The 17,439-nt window shown below is 64.0% G+C and carries 16 protein-coding genes; 6 read left to right on the top strand and 10 right to left on the bottom strand.

Features of this window, described 5'->3' with window-relative positions; all coding sequences use genetic code 11:
* Position 1: 1 nt before the first annotated feature.
* From hglS to HNE04_RS22210, 5 genes are all read left to right on the top strand, one after another.
* The gene (hglS, locus tag HNE04_RS22230; protein WP_172224188.1) at positions 2–1,366 is read left to right on the top strand and encodes a 2-oxoadipate dioxygenase/decarboxylase HglS; all 1,365 of its coding nucleotides are present in this window, start codon (positions 2–4) and stop codon (positions 1,364–1,366) included.
* On the top strand, positions 1,363–2,655 hold the full coding sequence (locus HNE04_RS22225) for an NAD(P)/FAD-dependent oxidoreductase (protein ID WP_172224186.1): 1,293 nt from the start codon (positions 1,363–1,365) through the stop codon (positions 2,653–2,655). Before hglS ends, HNE04_RS22225 begins: the two co-directional genes overlap by 4 nt.
* A gap of 102 nt (positions 2,656–2,757) precedes the next feature.
* Entirely contained in the window at positions 2,758–3,897 is a 1,140-nt protein-coding gene (locus HNE04_RS22220) for an aminotransferase-like domain-containing protein (protein ID WP_172224183.1), read from the top strand.
* Entirely contained in the window at positions 3,894–5,399 is a 1,506-nt protein-coding gene (gene amaB, locus HNE04_RS22215; protein WP_207717685.1) for an L-piperidine-6-carboxylate dehydrogenase, read from the top strand. Before HNE04_RS22220 ends, amaB begins: the two co-directional genes overlap by 4 nt.
* 61 nt (positions 5,400–5,460) lie before the next feature.
* Positions 5,461–6,384 carry a LysR family transcriptional regulator gene (locus tag HNE04_RS22210; RefSeq protein WP_172224180.1) on the top strand — a complete coding sequence of 308 codons (924 nt, stop codon included), beginning with the start codon at positions 5,461–5,463 and terminating at the stop codon, positions 6,382–6,384.
* Here HNE04_RS22210 and HNE04_RS22205 read toward each other — a convergent pair.
* The 8 genes from HNE04_RS22205 to HNE04_RS22170 form a co-directional block, all read right to left on the bottom strand.
* Entirely contained in the window at positions 6,381–7,727 is a 1,347-nt protein-coding gene (locus HNE04_RS22205; protein ID WP_172224178.1) for an NAD(P)/FAD-dependent oxidoreductase, read from the bottom strand. The two genes, HNE04_RS22210 and HNE04_RS22205, sit on opposite strands and share 4 nt — an antisense overlap.
* Before the next feature lie 18 nt (positions 7,728–7,745).
* Positions 7,746–8,543, bottom strand: a complete 798-nt coding sequence (locus tag HNE04_RS22200; RefSeq protein WP_172224175.1) for an ABC transporter ATP-binding protein — start codon at positions 8,541–8,543, stop codon at positions 7,746–7,748.
* A complete protein-coding gene (locus HNE04_RS22195; RefSeq protein WP_172224174.1) occupies positions 8,540–9,442 on the bottom strand; it encodes a dihydrodipicolinate synthase family protein in 903 nt (300 codons plus the stop codon). The genes HNE04_RS22200 and HNE04_RS22195 overlap by 4 nt, the downstream gene beginning before the upstream one ends.
* Positions 9,442–10,731, bottom strand: coding sequence for an NAD(P)/FAD-dependent oxidoreductase (locus tag HNE04_RS22190; RefSeq protein WP_172224171.1), 1,290 nt, complete (start codon positions 10,729–10,731; stop codon positions 9,442–9,444). Before HNE04_RS22190 ends, HNE04_RS22195 begins: the two co-directional genes overlap by 1 nt.
* Positions 10,732–10,733: 2 nt before the next feature.
* On the bottom strand, positions 10,734–11,615 hold the full coding sequence (locus HNE04_RS22185) for a dihydrodipicolinate synthase family protein (protein WP_235965320.1): 882 nt from the start codon (positions 11,613–11,615) through the stop codon (positions 10,734–10,736).
* 34 nt (positions 11,616–11,649) lie between these two features.
* The gene (locus HNE04_RS22180) at positions 11,650–12,327 is read right to left on the bottom strand and encodes an ABC transporter permease (RefSeq protein WP_172224167.1); all 678 of its coding nucleotides are present in this window, start codon (positions 12,325–12,327) and stop codon (positions 11,650–11,652) included.
* A gap of 188 nt (positions 12,328–12,515) precedes the next feature.
* Positions 12,516–13,520: an ABC transporter substrate-binding protein gene (locus HNE04_RS22175; protein WP_172224165.1), complete on the bottom strand. Its 1,005-nt coding sequence runs from the start codon at positions 13,518–13,520 to the stop codon at positions 12,516–12,518.
* 266 nt (positions 13,521–13,786) lie between these two features.
* Positions 13,787–14,704 carry a LysR family transcriptional regulator gene (locus tag HNE04_RS22170; protein ID WP_172224162.1) on the bottom strand — a complete coding sequence of 306 codons (918 nt, stop codon included), beginning with the start codon at positions 14,702–14,704 and terminating at the stop codon, positions 13,787–13,789.
* A gap of 99 nt (positions 14,705–14,803) precedes the next feature.
* On the opposite strand from HNE04_RS22170, the gene HNE04_RS22165 reads away from it, so the two are divergent.
* Complete coding sequence (locus HNE04_RS22165; protein ID WP_172224160.1) at positions 14,804–15,247, top strand: VOC family protein; 444 nt, start codon at positions 14,804–14,806, stop codon at positions 15,245–15,247.
* A gap of 148 nt (positions 15,248–15,395) precedes the next feature.
* On the opposite strand, the gene HNE04_RS22160 is transcribed toward HNE04_RS22165, so the two are convergent.
* Both HNE04_RS22160 and HNE04_RS22155 read right to left on the bottom strand, forming a co-directional pair.
* Positions 15,396–16,160, bottom strand: coding sequence for an SDR family oxidoreductase (locus HNE04_RS22160; RefSeq protein ID WP_172224158.1), 765 nt, complete (start codon positions 16,158–16,160; stop codon positions 15,396–15,398).
* An 8-nt stretch (positions 16,161–16,168) separates the two neighbouring features.
* A complete protein-coding gene (locus tag HNE04_RS22155; protein ID WP_172224155.1) occupies positions 16,169–17,137 on the bottom strand; it encodes a tripartite tricarboxylate transporter substrate binding protein in 969 nt (322 codons plus the stop codon).
* Between the last annotated feature and the right edge of the window lie 302 nt (positions 17,138–17,439).

The raw sequence follows: 17,439 nt of genomic DNA, 5'->3' as shown, positions 1-17,439 counted from the left end.
AATGATCCAAGCATTCGTTACTTCCGACGAGATTCGAACAAGCTTCTCCGGCGCCATGTCCGGGATGTACCGCCGCGAGGTTCCGCAATACGGCACGTTGCTGGATCTCGTCGCCGAGGTCAACGCGGCGGCGCTGCTGCGCGAGCGGGCCTTGCTTGCAAACCCGGCCGAATCGGCACGACTGGAGGTCGAACGACACGGCGCGATCCGCCTTGGCACGCCGCACGAGCTGGACACCATTCGGCGAATCTTTGCCGTGATGGGGATGTTTCCAGTCGGCTACTACGACCTCTCCGCAGCCGGTGTCCCGGTCCACTCGACCGCATTCCGTCCGGTGACCGAGAGTTCCCTCGCGGCCAACCCCTTCCGCGTCTTCACTTCGCTGCTGCGGCTCGAGCTGATCAGGGATCCGGAGCTTCGCGATCTCGCGGCCGAGATCCTGGGGAGCCGCGACATCTTCTCGGCACGGGCTCTGGAGCTAACCGCCAGGTTCGAAGCTACAGGCGGGTTGACGAGTAGCGAGGCCGACGAGTTCGTTCGCGAGGTTCTGCACACTTTCCGGTGGCACGGGATGGCGACGGTGCCGCTAGACACCTACATGCGCCTGCACGATGCCCATCGCCTCATCGCGGACGTGGTGAGCTTCCAAGGACCGCACATCAACCATCTGACGCCCCGCACGCTCGACATCGACGCCGCGCAGGCGGAGATGCCGCGGCGCGGCATCGTGGCCAAGGATGTCATCGAGGGGCCTCCCCGGCGCAAAGTGCCGATCCTGTTGCGCCAGACCAGCTTCAAGGCGCTGGAAGAGACCGTGCGCTTTGCCGGCGGCCACAGCGAAGGTGCACACACGGCGAGGTTTGGAGAGATCGAACAGCGAGGCATCGCCCTCACGCGAAAGGGCCGGGTGCTGTACGACAGCTTGCTGCAGCGCGTCCGCGAAAAGAACGTTGCGGGCAGCAGCACTGCCGACTACCAAGCCCAACTGGTTGAGGCATTCGAAGCCTTCCCGGACGATCTCGACACCATGCGCCGTGAACGACTGGGCTTCTTCCGCTATTCGCTGCGCTCGTTTCCCGATGCGCGGATCGAGACGAACACCAGCATCGATGCGCTGGTAGAGCAAGGCATTGTCGACGCCGCTGCCATTACCTATGAGGATTTCCTGCCCGTCAGTGCCGCTGGGATCTTCCAGTCGAACCTCGGAGAAACCGGGCCGAACACATACTCCGCCGCGGCGGCGCGGGCCGAGTTCGAGCAAGCGCTGGGCTCCGAGGTTCTGGACGAGATCGAACTGTACGAAGCCCAGCAAGCGGCCTCCATCGAGCAGGTGAGGCGGCACCTTGCGCGCGGAGCTTCCGAATGAACGGCGACCTGCGCACGCACGGCCTCTGGGAGGCGTCGGCACCGCCAGCGCCTCGGACGCACCCGCTGACGGAGCGGATCGCCGTAGATGTGGCAATCATCGGCGGCGGCTTCACCGGATCATCCGCCGCACTTCACCTGGCCGAGCGCGGGGCGAGCGCCGCGGTGCTGGAAGCGTTCGACATCGGCTTTGGCGCCTCCGGCAGGAACGTGGGACTCGTCAATGCCGGGATGTGGGTCATGCCGTCCGTGCTTGTTGCCGAACTCGGCAAGACACACGGCCAACGCCTGCTGGACCTGTTGGGCAACGGGCCTTCCGCGGTCTTTGATCTGGTTGCCCGCCATGGCATCGAGTGCGAGGCCGTCCACAACGGCACGCTGCATTGCGCGGTGGGCAAACGGGGCATTGCCGATGTTGCGGAGCGCGCGCGCCAATGGCTGGAACGGGGCGCCCCGGTAGAACTGCTGGACGCGCAACGAACCCAGGAACTCACCGGTACACGGACTTATGCGGCTTCATTGCTTGATCGCCGCGCCGGCACGGTCCAGCCGCTTGCTTATGTTCGCGGCCTGGCTGCTGCCGCACTGCGTGCCGGCGCGCGCGTCCACGCGCAGACGCGGGTGACGGCGGCCGAGCGCGTCGGCTCCGAGTGGCAACTGGCGACGAGCAGCGGCGGCACGGTATCCGCGAAATGGGTCATCGTGGCGACCGACGCTTACACCGCGAGCAACGGGCTGTGGCCCGGCATCCAGGCAGAGCAGGTCCAGCTACCGTACTTCAACTTCGCCACGGCACCGTTGCCGCGGGAAAACGCGCAAAGAATCCTGCCCGATCGCCAAGGCGCCTGGGACACCCGCCAAGTTCTTTCCTCTTTCCGGCTTGACGCCGCGGGACGACTCGTCTTCGGAAGCGTCGGCGCATTACGAGGCGTGGGGCGAAGCATCCACCGCGACTGGGCCCGTCGCGCGCTCGCCCGGATCTTTCCGCAGTTGAAGGAGGTGCCGTTCGAACATGAGTGGTATGGAACGATCGGCATGACCAGCAACGCCATCCCCCGATTCCATGAACTCGACCGCAACGTGGTCTCGTTCAGCGGGTTCAATGGACGAGGTATCGCACCGGGAACAGTCCTGGGCAGGGAATTGGCGAAGTTCGTGCTGGGCGAGGTCCGCCGGGATGACTTGCCGTTGCCGGTGACGCCAGTGGTCACAGCGCCGTGGCGCAACGCGAAGGCGCTTGGCTACGAAGCGGGTGCCCAAGCGTTCCACTTGGTCGACGCCCGAATCTGAGAAGCAGGTACAGCAGTGATCAACGATCTTTTCATACCACCCTACGCCAATCCGGCAGGTTCGCCGATCCGCGAACTGTTTCCCTACCTGAGCAAGCCCGGAATGATTTCATTCGCGGGTGGCTATCCCTCGCCGGCACTATTCGACGCGGAAGGTCTGAGCCAGGCCGCGGAACGCGTGTTCGCGGAACCCGCGAAAGCCCTCCAGTACGGTCCCACCGAAGGAAGCGCGCCGCTGAGGCAGGCGCTGCTCCGGTTGTCGCGCGACCGCGGCGTCGCCTGCTCTGCGGACGAACTGCTGGTGACAACCGGCTCGCAACAAGCCTTCGATCTCCTGGTGCGCACTCTTGTGCAGCCGGGCGACGTGGTGCTCCTGGAAGCGCCGGCCTATCCAGCCGCGATCCAGGCGCTTCGCCTCGCGGGCGCGGTGATCCACGAGGTGCCGATGGATGCAGAAGGCCTGCGGACCGAACTGATCGAGGACACGCTGAAGGGATTGCCGCCCGGCGCGAAGCCGAAGCTCCTCTATACGGTCCCGACGTTCTCGAATCCCCGCGGGACGCTGCTGCCGCACGCACGCCGGGTGGCGCTGATCGAGGTCGCCCGCCGCCACGGATTCCTGATCGTCGAGGACGACCCGTATGGCGAATTGACGTTCACGGGCGCGACCCCGCAGCCGCTCTACGCCCTTGCTCAAAATGAACCGGGCGCAGAGAACCCGGTGGTCTACCTGTCCAGCTTGTCGAAGACCGTCGCGCCTGCGCTTCGCATCGGCTGGATGGTGGCCTCGGCAGAAATAGTGAGGCGCTGCGTGGTCGCCAAGCAGACGGTCGACCTCTGCACTTCACCGATCGCCCAGCTCATTGCCTGCGAATACCTGCAATCCGGCCGTTACCCCGGGACGGTCACCAAAGCACGGGACGAATACAAGGCACGCGCCGAAGCCATGGCTGATACGCTCGATGCAACGCTGGGTGCCCGCGTCCGTTTCGAGCGCGCTCAGGGAGGCATGTTCCTCTGGATGGAGTGCACGGCTCCGGTCGATCCCCAGCGCCTGTTCACTACTGCCGTCGAAGAGGGCGTCCTCTTTGTACCTGGGGCGGCCTTCTACTCCCGCGTTGCCAAGGGCGTTTCCATGCGCCTTTCATTCGCCGCGCCCGATGTCAGCCAGATCCGCGAAGGCGTCGCACGACTGTCGCGCGCTTTCGATTCTTCAACCTCCAACATTCCTGCCCTGTCATGACTACCTCCATCACCTCCTCCCTTCTCGATCACTTTGGCGTGGCCGCTGCCGCACGCGGGGGCGAATTGCCAGTTGTCTCACCCATCGACGGCGCGGAGATCGCGCGGGTCCGCACGCATTCTGCGGGGCAGGTCGCCGAGGCCATCGCCCGGGCTCAGGCCGCGTTTGTCGCGTGGCGCGACGTGCCTGCGCCGCAGCGGGGCGAACTGGTTCGCCTTCTGGGAGAAGAACTGAGGGCCGAAAAAGAAGCTCTCGGAAAACTGGTCTCGATCGAGACCGGCAAGATTCTTTCGGAGGGCCTCGGAGAAGTGCAGGAGATGATCGACATCTGCGACTTCGCCGTCGGGCTTTCGCGCCAGCTGTACGGCCTGACGATCGCATCCGAGCGGCCGGGACACAGGATGATGGAGACGTGGCATCCGCTCGGCGTAGTTGGCGTGATCAGCGCGTTCAACTTTCCCGCCGCCGTGTGGGCATGGAATTCGGCGCTGGCCATCGTCTGCGGCAACGCCGTCGTGTGGAAGCCGTCCGAGAAGACGCCTCTCACGGCGCTCGCATGCCAAGCCATCTTCGAGAAGGCGGCGAAGCGTTTCGGCTCCGCCCCGCAGCACCTGTCGCAAGTGATCGTCGGCGGACGTGAGGTGGGAGAGACCCTTGTAGACGACGAGCGGGTGGCGCTCGTTTCCGCCACGGGCAGTACGCGCATGGGCCGTGAGCTGGGCCCGCGTGTGGCGCGCCGCTTCGGCCGTTCGCTGCTGGAACTGGGCGGCAATAACGCCGTGATCGTGGCCCCGACCGCGGACCTCGACCTGGCGGTGCGCGGCATCGTCTTTGCCGCTGCCGGCACGTGTGGGCAACGCTGCACGTCGACGCGCAGGCTGATCGTGCATGAGAGCGTGAAGGAAGCGCTCGTGAACCGATTGAAGAAGGCGTATGCCGGCTTGCCCGTCGGCAACCCGCTTGAGACTGGCACGCTGGTAGGCCCGCTGGTCGATGCCGCCAGTTTCGAGGGGATGCAAAGCGCGCTACGCGCGGCCCGCGACGAGGGCGGCCAAGTCACCGGCGGTGAGCGCCTGCTGCAGGATCAGCACCCGACCGCCTACTATGTCCGACCGGCCATCGTCGAAATGCCCGGGCAGACGGACACCGTCCGGCGCGAGACTTTCGCTCCAATCCTGTATGTCATGGGGTACCGCGAGTTCGAGGATGCGCTTCGCCTGCAGAACGACGTTCCGCAAGGCCTGTCCTCCTCGATCTTCAGCAATGACATGCGCGAGACCGAGGTCTTCCTGTCCGCGCGCGGGTCGGACTGCGGCATCGCCAACGTCAACATCGGCACCTCGGGAGCCGAGATTGGCGGAGCGTTCGGGGGCGAGAAGGAAACCGGCGGAGGGCGCGAGTCGGGCTCCGACTCGTGGAGGAACTACATGCGCCGTGCGACGAACACCATCAATTACTCGCGCGAGTTGCCGCTCGCGCAAGGCGTGCGGTTCGACGTCTGAACCGCGAGAGCGGACGAAACACTCGCTGGCATGAGCGTACACTGCCGCCTGAAAGGCGCTCATGCACCGCATCAAGATCCGCCAGCTCGAAACCCTGATGGTCTTTATGAAGACCGGCTCCGTGACGGAAGCGGCGGAGCTGCTTGGCACCACGCAGCCCAATGCCAGCAAGGCGCTCAAGCAGATCGAGGACGCTATCGGCATTCCGTTGTTCAAGCGCATGGGCGGCCGGCTGCATGCGACACCGGAGGCCGAGATCATCTACAGCCATGTCGTGCGCCTGATGGACAACGTGGAATACATCGAGCGGCTGTCCATGGATCTGGCACAGCTGAAGCGAGGCCAACTCCGGATCGCCACGTTGGCCACGTTCGGGGTTGCATTGCTGCCCGCCGTGACCGCGAGCTTCAATGCCACCCATCCGGACGTAGGCATCCAGATCGACGTCGTCGACTCCGAAAAAATCCACGTGCTGGTGGGCCGCGAGGTCTACGACTTCGGGTTGGTGCACCACCCGGAAGTGGAAGAGGAACTGCACGCGCAGACCCTCGGCGCCGGTGAAATGGTCTGCCTGCTGCCGCGCACACATCCCCTCGCCCAGCAAGCCTCGATCAAGGTTTCGGAGCTCGCGCGCTACGAGGTGATCACCTACCCGGGCAACATCGCCTTCGGATCGGTAGTGGCCAGCACGTTTGCCGATGCAGGTGCCCGGCTTCGCAAGACCATCTCCGCCAACCACAGCCTCGTCGTTCGAAAGCTTGTGGAGCGCACCGGGCGTGCGGCCATCGTCGACGAGTTTTCCGTCTGGGACGCGGACACGGAAGGACCGCTTGCGATTCGGCGGCTCGAGCCACGCATCCCGGTGGCGATTGGTCTGATCGCTCCCAGCCGCCGGCCGCTATCGAAGGCGGCCGAGGCGTTCATCGTCGAGCTCCAAGGGACGCTCGCCACCTTGTCAATCCGAAACAGGCGGGGCGCTACCTAGTCTCTGGCCGGCACGCCGCGTAGCCGCTGCATCTCCAGCCTGTCCTTCCATTGCCGCCAAGATACCAGCGCCCGCACCGGCAATGCGTGCATGAAATGAAGCGGAATGCGTTTGAGCGCCGTGAGCGGAACAACCAGCTCATTGCGTGGCTTTCCCAGCGCGAAGTCCGCGATGTCACGGCCGATGAACGTGGCCATGGCGACGCCGCGTCCGTTGCAACCCAAGGCAGCCGTCACACCGGGCGCCAATTCATGGACTTCCCACGTGCCCACGCGCGACATTGCCATCCAGCCGTGCCACTGGTACTGGATCTGGAGGGGCTTCAGCTGCGGAAAGATTTCTTCCACACGCCGCAGCGTGCTTGCGACATCCAGTCCAGTATCCGGGCCCAGCGCGGGCCCATATCCGTTGAAATGCAGTTGCCCGTTACGGCACACGCGAATGCCAAGCAAAAGGCGCCTCGAATCCGTCATTACCTCTCGACGGGGAAGGATCTGCGTTTGCAGATCCTTCGGCAGGGGCTGCGTTCCGACGTGGTATGAGCGCGCGGGAATGATCGATTGTTTCAACCCTGGCCAGAGTTCGTCCGTATAAGCATTGGTGCAAATGAGAACGTGCGCGCCAACGACGCAGCCGGACGAGGTGCGAACCTCCCAATTTAGCCCGCGCTTGGCGATGGACACGGCGCGAGAGTTCTCATGGACTTCAGCGCCCGCGGCCACCGCGGCGCGCGCAAGGCCCCTCACATACGCCAGCGGGTTGATGCTGCCGCCACGGCTGTCGTGAAACGCGCCCAGATAGAACTCGCTGCCAACCACCTGGCTTGCCGCCTTTCGGTCGAGAAACTGCACCGGCTTACCGAGACGCTGAAGCTCATTCGCCCGTGTTTCGAGAGCGCGCGCAGCGGCTTCTGAATGCGCTGCGATCAGCATCCCTGTGCGCTGCGCCTCTGCGTCGATTCCGTATTTCTCCGCCAAGCGGAAAACGAGCTCCGGCCCGCTCTCCGCCGCCTGGTTGAACCGTTCACCAACGACTGGGCCATAGAGACGCTCGGCCTCTTCCCATGACATCTTGGACGCGGGTGCCAGATGGCCCGCATTGCGACCAGAGGCGCCCCAGCCGATTGAGTTCGCCTCCAAGACAACAACCCTGGAGCCGCTCTCCGCTGCATGCAAGGCAGCCGATACACCGGCGATCCCCCCGCCCACGACCACGATATCCGCCTTGACCTCTCCGGTGAGCCGCGTGCCATTGAGGGGCTCTCCCGCTCCGGCTGTGAATACCGTGCTCGGCATTTCGCCGGGGTCACGAAGCGGGGCGTATGGGGCCACTGCCTTTTCCATTGGTTCTTGAAAGCCGTGTCACTGCATTGTCGCCACTCGGCGAGCTTCGTCGTGCAGGTGATCGAGCAGCTGCCGTCCGAGCCGCGCGAACTCCGGCTCCATGGTGAGCTCGTAGGTGCGCGGACGCTCGAAGGGAACAACCAGCTCGTCAATCATGCGGCCCGGGTGCGAGGACATCGTATAGATGCGGTCTGAAAGCAGCAGCGCCTCATCGATGTCGTGTGTGACGAAGAGCACAGTCATCCGCTGCCGCTCCCAGATCTTCAGCAGCAGCTCCTGCATCACCATCCTGGTCTGTGCATCCAGGGCACCGAAAGGCTCGTCCATGAGCATCACCCGCGGCTCGTTGATCAGGACGCGGGCAAGCGCGACTCGTTGGCGCATGCCGCCGGAGAGCTCGAGAGGCAGGCGGTTCGCGAACTTGCCAAGCCCGACGAGGTCTAGGTAGTGCTCGACCTTCTCCCTAAGTTCCTTTTCGCCAAATGCCTTGCGCACGCGAGGGCCGAATGCTACGTTCTTCGCGACGCTCAGCCAAGGGAAAAGGTTCGCGTCCTGGAACACGACGGCGCGTTCGGGGCCGGGTTGCTGCACGTCGACGCCGTCGACTACCACGCGGCCGGTGGTCGGCTGCAAGAAGCCCGCTACGAGGTTGAGCAATGTGGATTTTCCACAGCCGCTCGGGCCGAGCAGGGCCACGAACTCGCAGTCCTGGGCATGTGCCGTGATGCCGTCAAGTGCTATCACGCGGGGACCGCCGGCGTCCCCACCAAAGGCTACAGAAACGTTCTCGATCGAGATCTTGTGTTGTGGCTTCATGGGAATAGCGTAGTGAGTTGCGAGAAGCGCGAAAAAAGTTGTGTCGTTTCGCCCGGAGTCAAGTCGACCAGCGGCTCCCGAACGTGGCCGCCGCGCACGTTAAGGGCCCGCATGAGACTCTTGATTGATGTGGCCAGCCCTCTCTCCAGCAGGGCGGACACCAGCATCGTCGTCTGCTCCTGCAGTATTCGCGCGCCACTAACATCGCACGCCTGCGCCATGCGCCACAGGCGAACCGCAGCGTACGGCGCAACGTTGGCGGTGAAGCTGACGGCGCCTGCCGCGCCTGAGGTTACGGACTCGAGGATGTAGCTGTCGCGCGTACAGTACACGCCAATGCGCTCCCTCACACGGCTGACCAATGCCGGCACCTGCGCCTGGTTGCCCTCAGCAATGCCCGTTATGCCGGGCACTTCAGCACAGAGCGCTTCGATGTCATCGACGCCGAGCGAAGTCGAAGCCTGCTTGTTGTAGATGATGATGGAAAGAGCGGTGCGCTTCCGAATCGCGGCGACGAAGCCGATCCTCGACCGCAGGTCGCCTTCGGCATCGAGCACGAGAAGGAGGTCCGTTGCGCCAAGCTCCTCGGCGTCGCGTGCTTCCATGAGCGACTCCTCCCTGGAGCCCAAACCAACGGAGGCAATCACTGGCACCGCGCCGGCTGCCACTTCAACCGCGATCGCGATGCATTCCGCACGCTCTGCAAGTGTCATCGCGCTGCCCTCGCCGGTCACCGCGTTTACCACCAGGCCACCACAACCCGCGGCCAGCAGCATGCGCAGATGCGCACGAAAGGCCTCCGCATCGATCCGGCGGTCAACGCGAAACGGAGTAACCGTGGAACAAAGGATTCCCGAAATATTGGTGGGAGCTGCTGCGCGAACGGAAATCGTATACATCAGAACCTGTCCACCTTGAAAGGCTGCATGTCAATGGAGGGCGTCCGTCCCGCAACGAGTTCAGCGACGAGACGGCCGCTTCGGGGCGCGCCGGTCATCCCCAGGTGGCCGTGGCCGAATGCGAAGAAAACGTTCCGAAATGTCCGATGCTGGTCGATGATGGGCAGACTGTCGGGCATCGAAGGTCGCATCCCCATCCATTGAGTGCTGCCCATCTCCGGAAGCCCTGGGAGCAGCCGCTTCGCCTGCTCCCATAGTCGAGCGGAGCGCGCGTAGTTCGCCGGGGCGTCGACATCGGCAATCTCGACCGTTCCCGCGACGCACAGTCCGCGTTCCATCGGTGTCACCATGAAGCGACGTTCCGCGTCGAGCACGGGCATCCGCAAGCGCACGCCCGGCGCGTCGGCCATCACGTGGTAGCCGCGTTCCGGCGCTAGCGGTACCTTGACTCCGAGCTCGGCGGCGAGTTTCGTCGACCACGCACCGGCCGCTATCACGACCCTTTCGACCGGCAACGTGCCGCAGTCGGTGTACAGCATCCGCGGACCATCAGGACCGCAATCGAAGCCGAGCACGCGCCGCCGCAGCACAGTTCCGCCGGCAGCGACCAGGTTTTGCGCGATGGTTTTCACGAGGCGCTCCGGATTCACCGTGAACCCATTGCCCGGCAGCAGCAGACCCGAGCGATACAGCGGCGAAACCGCCGGCTCCATCTCCCTCAGCTCCGCTTCGTTCAGGAACTGCATGGCGATGCCCGCGCGCTCGCGCAACTCGCGTGCGATGCCGTCCATAGGTTTTGGCGATCGCCACGCGAAAAGGTGCCCGCTCACGCGCATCAGGTCGTCGAACTGGGACGCCGTCAGCAACTCGCGATAGCCCTCGAACGGCTGGCCGTTCAGGGCGACGAGTGCCGCGGAGTTCCTTTTCAATCGATCCATGCGTCCCTCACGAATCCATCGCACCAGCCAAGGCACTGCGTGCGGGAAATAGCTCCATTGGACGGAGAGCGGCCCATCGGGGTCCATGAGCCACTTTGGGACCTTCGCGAGTAGGCCTGGTGTCGCTGCCGGAACGATGGATCCGGGACTGATGCCACCGGCGTTGCCGTAGGAGCAGCCCTCGCCCGGGCCGCATGCGTCGATGAGCCGCACGTCAAAGCCGGCCCGCTGCAGGTGCAGCGCCGCCGATGCACCGACGATGCCCGCGCCGATCACCGTGACGCCGAGGCTGGCATCTTGTGGCTGCCAAGAGCTGGGAACGGGGAGACCTTCCCCTCGGTGCGCGCGCATGGCTACTGCGTGGAAGTCAACTGCAGTTCGTCGAGGATGGGCCGCAGGCGCTGCATGTCTTCTTCCGTAGCGTTCTCGAGCGGCGGCCGCACCGAGCCGGCCCGCCATCCGAGCTCGTTCATCACTCCCTTGATGGCCGATGGGAAGCTCCTGACCACAAGAGCCCAGGCAACCGGGTTCAGTGCATCCTGCAGAGCGCGCGCGCGCGCATTTTCTCCTGCTTCGTGGGCGCGCCAGAGTTCGACGGGCAACTGCGGCACGACGTTCGACGAGTACGTCACGGCGCCCGATCCGCCCGCAGCGGCGAGTTCCTGGATGTACGTATCGCGCGAGGTGTAGACCGCGACCTGGGGCGAGAGGCGCCGCACCACTTCCGAAGCCTGCAGTTGGTTGCCCTCTTTCAGCCCGACGAACCTTGGCGTTGCGTCCGCGATGGCTTCGAGCTCGTCCACTTCCAGCTGGCCAGACGTGTAGGTCGTGTTGTAGATGATGAATGGCAGGGCGCTCTTGCTGCCCATTCGGACGAAGTAATCGATCCTCTCCTTCCGGCTCAACCGGTAGAAGTAAGGCGCGATGATCATCGTGCCGGCCGCGCCGGCCCTCTCGGCCCCTTGGATGTCATCGATCGTGTCGGTGTCAGAGACACTGCCCACCGTCGCGATCACGGGCACTCTGCCAGCGGCGACTTCGCATGCGCACTTGACGCACGCAAGGCGTTCGTCCGCGGACATGCTGAGGCCTTCGCCGGTCACGGCGTTGATTACCAGGCCGGCGTTGCCGGCCTCGATCATCCTCACAAGGTTCTCCGAGAACGCGTCAAAATCAATCCGTCCGTCAGCGCCGAACGGCGTGATAACGGCAGGCAGAATACCCTTCCAAGCCATCAGAGCTTCTCTCTTTCTTTGAGGGTGTTGAAGTTCAGCGCGCGGCGCGCTTCTCGACCCATGACAACCGGCGCTCGACGCCATGCTCCAGCAGCCTGTCGGTGATGAACCCGCAGAAACCCACGGCGATCATTCCGGCCACGACATAGTCGAACTGAAACTGGTTGTACGAGTACATGAGGGTGTAGCCGATGCCGGACTGCGCACCGAGCATCTCTGACACGACCACCGTGGTCCAGGCGAGCGCTGCAGCGACACGCAGGCCCGTCACCATGCTGGGCAGCGTCCACGGCAGCACGACCCGAAAGGCCACCTGTGCGCGGGTCGCACCGAGCATCTTCGCGGCCTGGACGAGGTTGCGATCGACCGACCTGGCTCCCGCCAACACGTTCACATATACCGGGAAGAATGTGCAGAGCGCGGTCAGGAAGACAGCCGGCTTGAAGCCGATCCCGAAGATGATCAGGGCGATCGGCACCCAGGCGGTGATGGACACCGATCGGATTGCGTTGACGCCCGGATCCACCATCGATCGCACGGTAGACGACACGCCACCCAGCAGGCCCAGGGCGATCGCCACCGAAGAGCCGATGAGGAAGCCCGTCAGCACCCGCGCCAGGCTCGCTAGCGTCGCGGAAGCCCACATTCCCGAGAAGACAGTGCCGTTCCCGCCGAAGACCCAATCCGAAAGCGCAAGGAGCGACTGAGTCACGCTGGGAAACATTCCCCTGCCCAGCGCCCCGCTCGTGGCCACCACTTGCCATAGGGCGCAGAAGAGCGCCGGCAGGAGGAAGGGAAGCAGGAACCTTGCATAGGATTTCTTCGCGCGACGCGGCTTGGCTGGCGGAGCCACCTCGGGTACTACGGCGTCATCGGAAGTGCGGATAGTCGCGGGGAAGTTCACTTCAGAGCACCCAGTTGCTCGGCGGATTGGCCCGTGGCCTTCTGCAAGGGCCCGTAGTCGACCAGCGCCGTGAGCTTCTTCGTCAACTCAGGAACCTGTTGCGGCTCCACGCCGGGCACGTACTTCGGAATCACCTGCACTTCCTTCATCGGGATGTCCCACACGAGGCCATGGGAGATCGACTTGAACGCGTCCTGCAACACCTCGCGATTGCCCGTCTGGTACTTGGTGTACAGGTCGATCGCCTGCCCGGGGTTGTTCTTGAGGCGCTGGCAATCGCTGACATACGTCTTGAGCACGCTGACAACAGCGTCTTGGCCTTCCTGGGTGCGCAGCAGGTCATTCGATGCCATCCAGCCCACGGAGATCGAATAGGTGGAACTGAAGAGCGTGCGCGTCATCTCCGGCGCACGCTTCACGAAACCGGCGGCAACAGCGATAGCGATCGCCGGCTCAAACGAAGCCGCGGCATCGATGTCGCCGTTGCGCAAGGCCACCATGATGTCGGTAGAAGACTGGAAGTTGACGAACTTGGGGTCGCTACCCAGCTTGAGACCAGAAGCGGAAATAGCGTTCTCCATGGCCGTGTATTCGGACGAGCCGCGCACGCCCCCAACTGTCTTGCCCTTCAGCTCCTTCCAGGAAGTGATGCCGGTCTTCGCGGCGACCACCATTGACGTGGTGCCTGAAGTTGCACCCGCCACGAACTTACCGGCAACGTCGCCCTTCGTCAGGGCTGTTGCGGCTACGGAGTAGCCCAGAAGGCCCATGTCGAGCTGGCCAGTATTCAGCGCGAGCAGCACTTCGTTGCTGTTCCTGAAGCTGAGGAGTTCAGTCTTGAAGTTGGGGCTCTTCGTATTTTCCACGGCCGACAGGGGGCAAATCAATCCCACAGCGGGGATCCAGCCAATGCGGACCGTCTTGGTCTGGGCCACGGCGAGCGTGGATGCCATCAAGATCGAACCGAAGACGAGAAGTGAACGGAAGGGTGCACGCGACATTTTGGCTCCAAGAAGAAGTGTCATAGCGCAGTCAGTATGTCTTGGCATGTCGAATAGCGCTAATTCATAATTTTCCGAAAGACATGCCTTTTTTGAATTGAGCGGCGCGGGTAAACACCAACTACGGCGTTCGAGCACTCGGTCGGGAACAGCCAGTTCTACCCTTCAGAAGGCAATAGGACTTGTCAGCCACATGAGACCTCCTCCCGTTGCTGATCTGTTCAGCGAAGTCGACGCGATTGACTTGGCGCCGAGACCTCCCAGCCCTATCCTGCCCCTGCCCCTGCCCCTGCCCCTGCCCCTGCCCCTGCCCCTGCGCCGTCGTACCTCGCGCACACCATGCCTGCCAGGCGTCGCGCGACGCCACTCATGCTGTGGCTGGATCGATGCACGAGTCCGATGTCGCGGTGAAACGTGCGCTCTCCCAGGCTGATCGCGCGAACGGCGGCCGGCCAGCGCTTGAAGCTTTCGGTCTGGGGCAACAGCGCAACGCCCACCCCTTTGGCCACCATTCGGACAATGGCTTCCAGTTCGTCGAGTTCGCAGACCTCGCGCACCTGCAGATGCGAGGCGCGCAGGAACCGGTCCACCTGACGGCCACCGAACGACTCCCGGTCATAGCGAACGAAAGGCTGGGTAGACAGCAGTTCGGACCAGTCGTTTCCGCTCACACTCCGCGGCACCAGCAGCCGGTACGGTTCGCGCGTGAGCGTGGTCCAGCGCAGGTCGCTCTGCAACGAAAAGGGAGGGCGAATCACCATCGCCAAATCGATCTTCCCGGCGTCGACCAGGTTCAGCAGCTGCATCGACAGGCCGGGGACGATGCGGACACGGCAGTCCGCGACTTGCTTGTAGAAACTTGCCAGGACTTCCGGCAGCCATGAACGCTGGACCGAAGCGATCGCCCCGACATTGACAAGGGACGACGCTGCCGACCCCGACTTGCGCGAACCCAGATTGCCGTACAGCCTGATCAGCTCCTGCGCTTGTTCGACGACCTGGTGGCCGCGCGGGTTCAGGCGAGCAGCGCGGGCGCTGCGGTCGAACAGGGGAAAGCCGAGCTCGGCCTCCAGGCGCTGCATCTGCGCGCTGACGGCCGCTTGCGTCAGGCCGATCTTGTCGCCCGCGGCGGCGAAGGTGCCTTCGAGTGCCACGGCGACAAGGGTTTTGAGCTCACGAATCATACAAACAAGGCTGATGCTCAGACCAAATATACATTGATTTTATTTTTGATTGAGATTGCCTAGGATTGCTGCATCCCCTCACCACCCATCCATTTCCTCATGCAAGCTCCGGCAACCAACCCCGCACCGATGTCCCCTTTCCACCTGGCCTTCCCCGTTCACGACCTGGCGCTGGCACGCCTGTTCTACGGGCAGACGCTCGGCTGCCCCGAGGGCCGCAGCTCGCAAGAGTGGATCGACTTCAACTTCTACGGTCACCAGATCGTCGCGCACCTTGCGCCGGCCGAGGCCGGTCCGGCCCAGCGCAATGCGGTCGATGGGCACGGCGTGCCCGTGCGCCATTTCGGCATCGTGCTGCCGATGAAGGATTGGGAAGCGATGGCCGAGCGCCTGAAGGCGCGGGGCGTCGAGTTCATCATCGAGCCGTACGTCCGCTTCCAGGGCCAGCCCGGCGAGCAGGCAACGATGTTCTTCCTCGATCCGTCGGGCAACGCGCTCGAGCTCAAGGCATTCGCCGACATCAAGATGCTCTTCGCCAAATGATCCGGAGGACTTCCATGCTTGGCAAAATCGGTGGAATCGGGTAGCGGCAATCTGGCCAACTTCAGACCGTTCGCCAACGGCGCCTGACTCAAAGTAGCGACAGCGCGGTTTTCGAAGCCGAGCGCAGCGGCCAAGGCGGCAACCTGGCTCACGACATGAAGAAGCCGCCGTTGATGTCGATCACGGCTCCGTTCACGAACGCTGCGTCCTCCGACGCAAGATAGAGGATTGCAGCCGCAACCTCGTGGGCCTTCCCGATCCGGCCTACGGGGATCTGCGCGGCGTAGTCGGTGTTCTGGCCGGTGCCACCGGCGGCACCCATGAGCGTGTCGACACGACCGGGAGCCACGCTGTTGCAGGTGATACCGTCGGGGCCGAACTGGGACGCGATCGACCGGCTCAATCCGAGCAAGGCCGCCTTCGACGCCATGTAGGTGGCGCCGGCCACGATAGACTTGCTGCGGCCAGCGAGCGAAGCGACATTCACGATCCGGCCCCAGCCCATGTCGCGCATGCCCGGAATGAACTGCTGGCACATGCGGAACGCCGCATACAGATTCACGTTCATCACCAGGTCCCACTCGGCTTGCTCGATCTGCAGCAGCCCATTGGAGCGGCCGTTCACCTTGGGGGAGATCCCGGCATTGTTCACGAGCACGGAGGGCGGAGCCCAGCCCCGGACCGCTTCCGCCACCTGCAGCGGCGCCTCCGCCGCCGCGACGTCGACCGCCACGGCCACGGCGCTTTCTGCGCCAAGCGCGGCCGCGCTGTCCTTCACTTGCGGGTCCCGGTCGACAAGAGCCACCCGGTAACCATCCCGCACCAGGCGCGTCGCTGTCTCCAGCCCGATCCCGCGCGCAGCTCCCGTGACGATCGCGGTGCGCGGGTGGGACGGCACTTTCTTCGCTTCCATGTTCATCTTCAATTCCCCGGCTTGGTCATTCCGGCCTCGCGCAGGGCCTTGCCCATGTCGTGGTAGCCAGTTTCAAGGAAGGTCTTGTAGCGGCGCGCATCCATGGCCACCGGGTCCACGCCTAGCTGCTTCAAGCGTTCCTGGTACGCCGGCGACTGAACAGCCTTGAGCGCCGCCGCTTCCAGCGCCTGCAGCGCCTCGCGCGGCAGGCCACGCGGTGCGGCGATGCCGGTCCAGGAATCGATCTCCACGTCGTAGCCCGCCTCCTTCATCGTGGACGTACCCGGCAGCTCGCTCCAGCGGACCGGACTCACCGAGGCGAGCAGCCGCATCTGGCCGGACTGCACGAAAGGCATGATGTCGCTCGGGGTCTGCACGACCGCGTCGACGTGGGAACCAAGCACGGCGCTCACCGAGTCGGGGCCGGACTTCATGGGCACGAAGGTGAAGTTGCCGCCGGTCAGGGCGCCGAGCTTCAGCAGGGCCAGGTTGTTCGGCGCGCCGGTGGCGCTGAAGGTCACGCCCTTGCCCTTCTTCGCGGCTTCCACCAGGTCCTTCACGGTACGGTGCGGCGAATCGGCGCGCACCGCGACGCCGTAACGGTAGCGGCCGATGCCGGCGATGACGTCGAAGTCCTCCAGCTTGTAGCTCACGTCCATCATGTGCGGCGCGATCGCGGCCGGAGCGAACGAGAGGATGCCGAACGAGTAGCCGTCCGCGGGGCGGCGCGCGATGAAGGCCGGGCCGAGCGTGCCCTGTGCCCCCGCCTTGTTCTGGACCACGACCGGCTTGCCCAGAGTTTTTTCCATTTCGCTGGTCAGCGCGCGCGCGACCAGGTCCGTACTGCTGCCGGCCCCGTAGTTGACGAAGAAGTTGAGCTCACGCGCGGGCCAGGGCTCGGCCGCCAGGCTGGCGCCACCGAGGACCAGGGCGGCTGCGGCCACACAGCCGCTGCGCAGGCAGGTTCGAATTTTCATGACTGTCTCCTTATATCTTTCAAATACTTCAAACTTCAGTGGTCAAGACGTGGTCGACAGTCTTGATTGCTGAACCGGTTGACTCACTGCCGCGCAGCCTGTGTCTCCTGCGAGCCCGAGCTCGTATCAAAGCAAAGGGCGCACGGTGGTGGTCTCTTTGTTCTGCTGCATCCCGAATGGTTGACCGAACACATTTCGTATTCGTAAGGCTGGGAGCTGGAGAACTGCTATGAGTGAACCCGTTTATGTAGGGGTCGACGTCGCCAAGAACAGCTTTGAAGTGGCTGTCACCGGCGAGCTTC

The organism is Caenimonas soli, from assembly GCF_013155545.1.
In the GTDB taxonomy this organism is placed as follows: Bacteria; Pseudomonadota; Gammaproteobacteria; order Burkholderiales; family Burkholderiaceae_C; genus Ramlibacter; species Ramlibacter soli.
The sequence above is the reverse complement of the archived record's forward strand: the minus strand, read 5'-3'. Positions and strand labels throughout refer to the sequence as shown.

Bases quoted from the DNA above. Each gene is read 5' to 3' on its own strand.
- HNE04_RS22195 (WP_172224174.1), bottom strand. From the start codon at position 9,442: ATGTATACGATTTCCGTTCGCGCAGCAGCTCCCACCAATATTTCGGGA.
- HNE04_RS22225 (WP_172224186.1), top strand. From the start codon at position 1,363: ATGAACGGCGACCTGCGCACGCACGGCCTCTGGGAGGCGTCGGCACCG.
- HNE04_RS22210 (WP_172224180.1), top strand. From the start codon at position 5,461: ATGCACCGCATCAAGATCCGCCAGCTCGAAACCCTGATGGTCTTTATG.
- HNE04_RS22205 (WP_172224178.1), bottom strand. From the start codon at position 7,727: ATGGAAAAGGCAGTGGCCCCATACGCCCCGCTTCGTGACCCCGGCGAA.
- HNE04_RS22185 (WP_235965320.1), bottom strand. From the start codon at position 11,615: ATGGCTTGGAAGGGTATTCTGCCTGCCGTTATCACGCCGTTCGGCGCT.
- HNE04_RS22190 (WP_172224171.1), bottom strand. From the start codon at position 10,731: ATGCGCGCGCACCGAGGGGAAGGTCTCCCCGTTCCCAGCTCTTGGCAG.
- HNE04_RS22200 (WP_172224175.1), bottom strand. From the start codon at position 8,543: ATGAAGCCACAACACAAGATCTCGATCGAGAACGTTTCTGTAGCCTTT.
- HNE04_RS22165 (WP_172224160.1), top strand. From the start codon at position 14,804: ATGCAAGCTCCGGCAACCAACCCCGCACCGATGTCCCCTTTCCACCTG.
- HNE04_RS22170 (WP_172224162.1), bottom strand. From the start codon at position 14,704: ATGATTCGTGAGCTCAAAACCCTTGTCGCCGTGGCACTCGAAGGCACC.
- HNE04_RS22175 (WP_172224165.1), bottom strand. From the start codon at position 13,520: ATGTCGCGTGCACCCTTCCGTTCACTTCTCGTCTTCGGTTCGATCTTG.
- HNE04_RS22155 (WP_172224155.1), bottom strand. From the start codon at position 17,137: ATGAAAATTCGAACCTGCCTGCGCAGCGGCTGTGTGGCCGCAGCCGCC.
- amaB (WP_207717685.1), top strand. From the start codon at position 3,894: ATGACTACCTCCATCACCTCCTCCCTTCTCGATCACTTTGGCGTGGCC.
- HNE04_RS22220 (WP_172224183.1), top strand. From the start codon at position 2,758: ATGATTTCATTCGCGGGTGGCTATCCCTCGCCGGCACTATTCGACGCG.
- hglS (WP_172224188.1), top strand. From the start codon at position 2: ATGATCCAAGCATTCGTTACTTCCGACGAGATTCGAACAAGCTTCTCC.
- HNE04_RS22160 (WP_172224158.1), bottom strand. From the start codon at position 16,160: ATGGAAGCGAAGAAAGTGCCGTCCCACCCGCGCACCGCGATCGTCACG.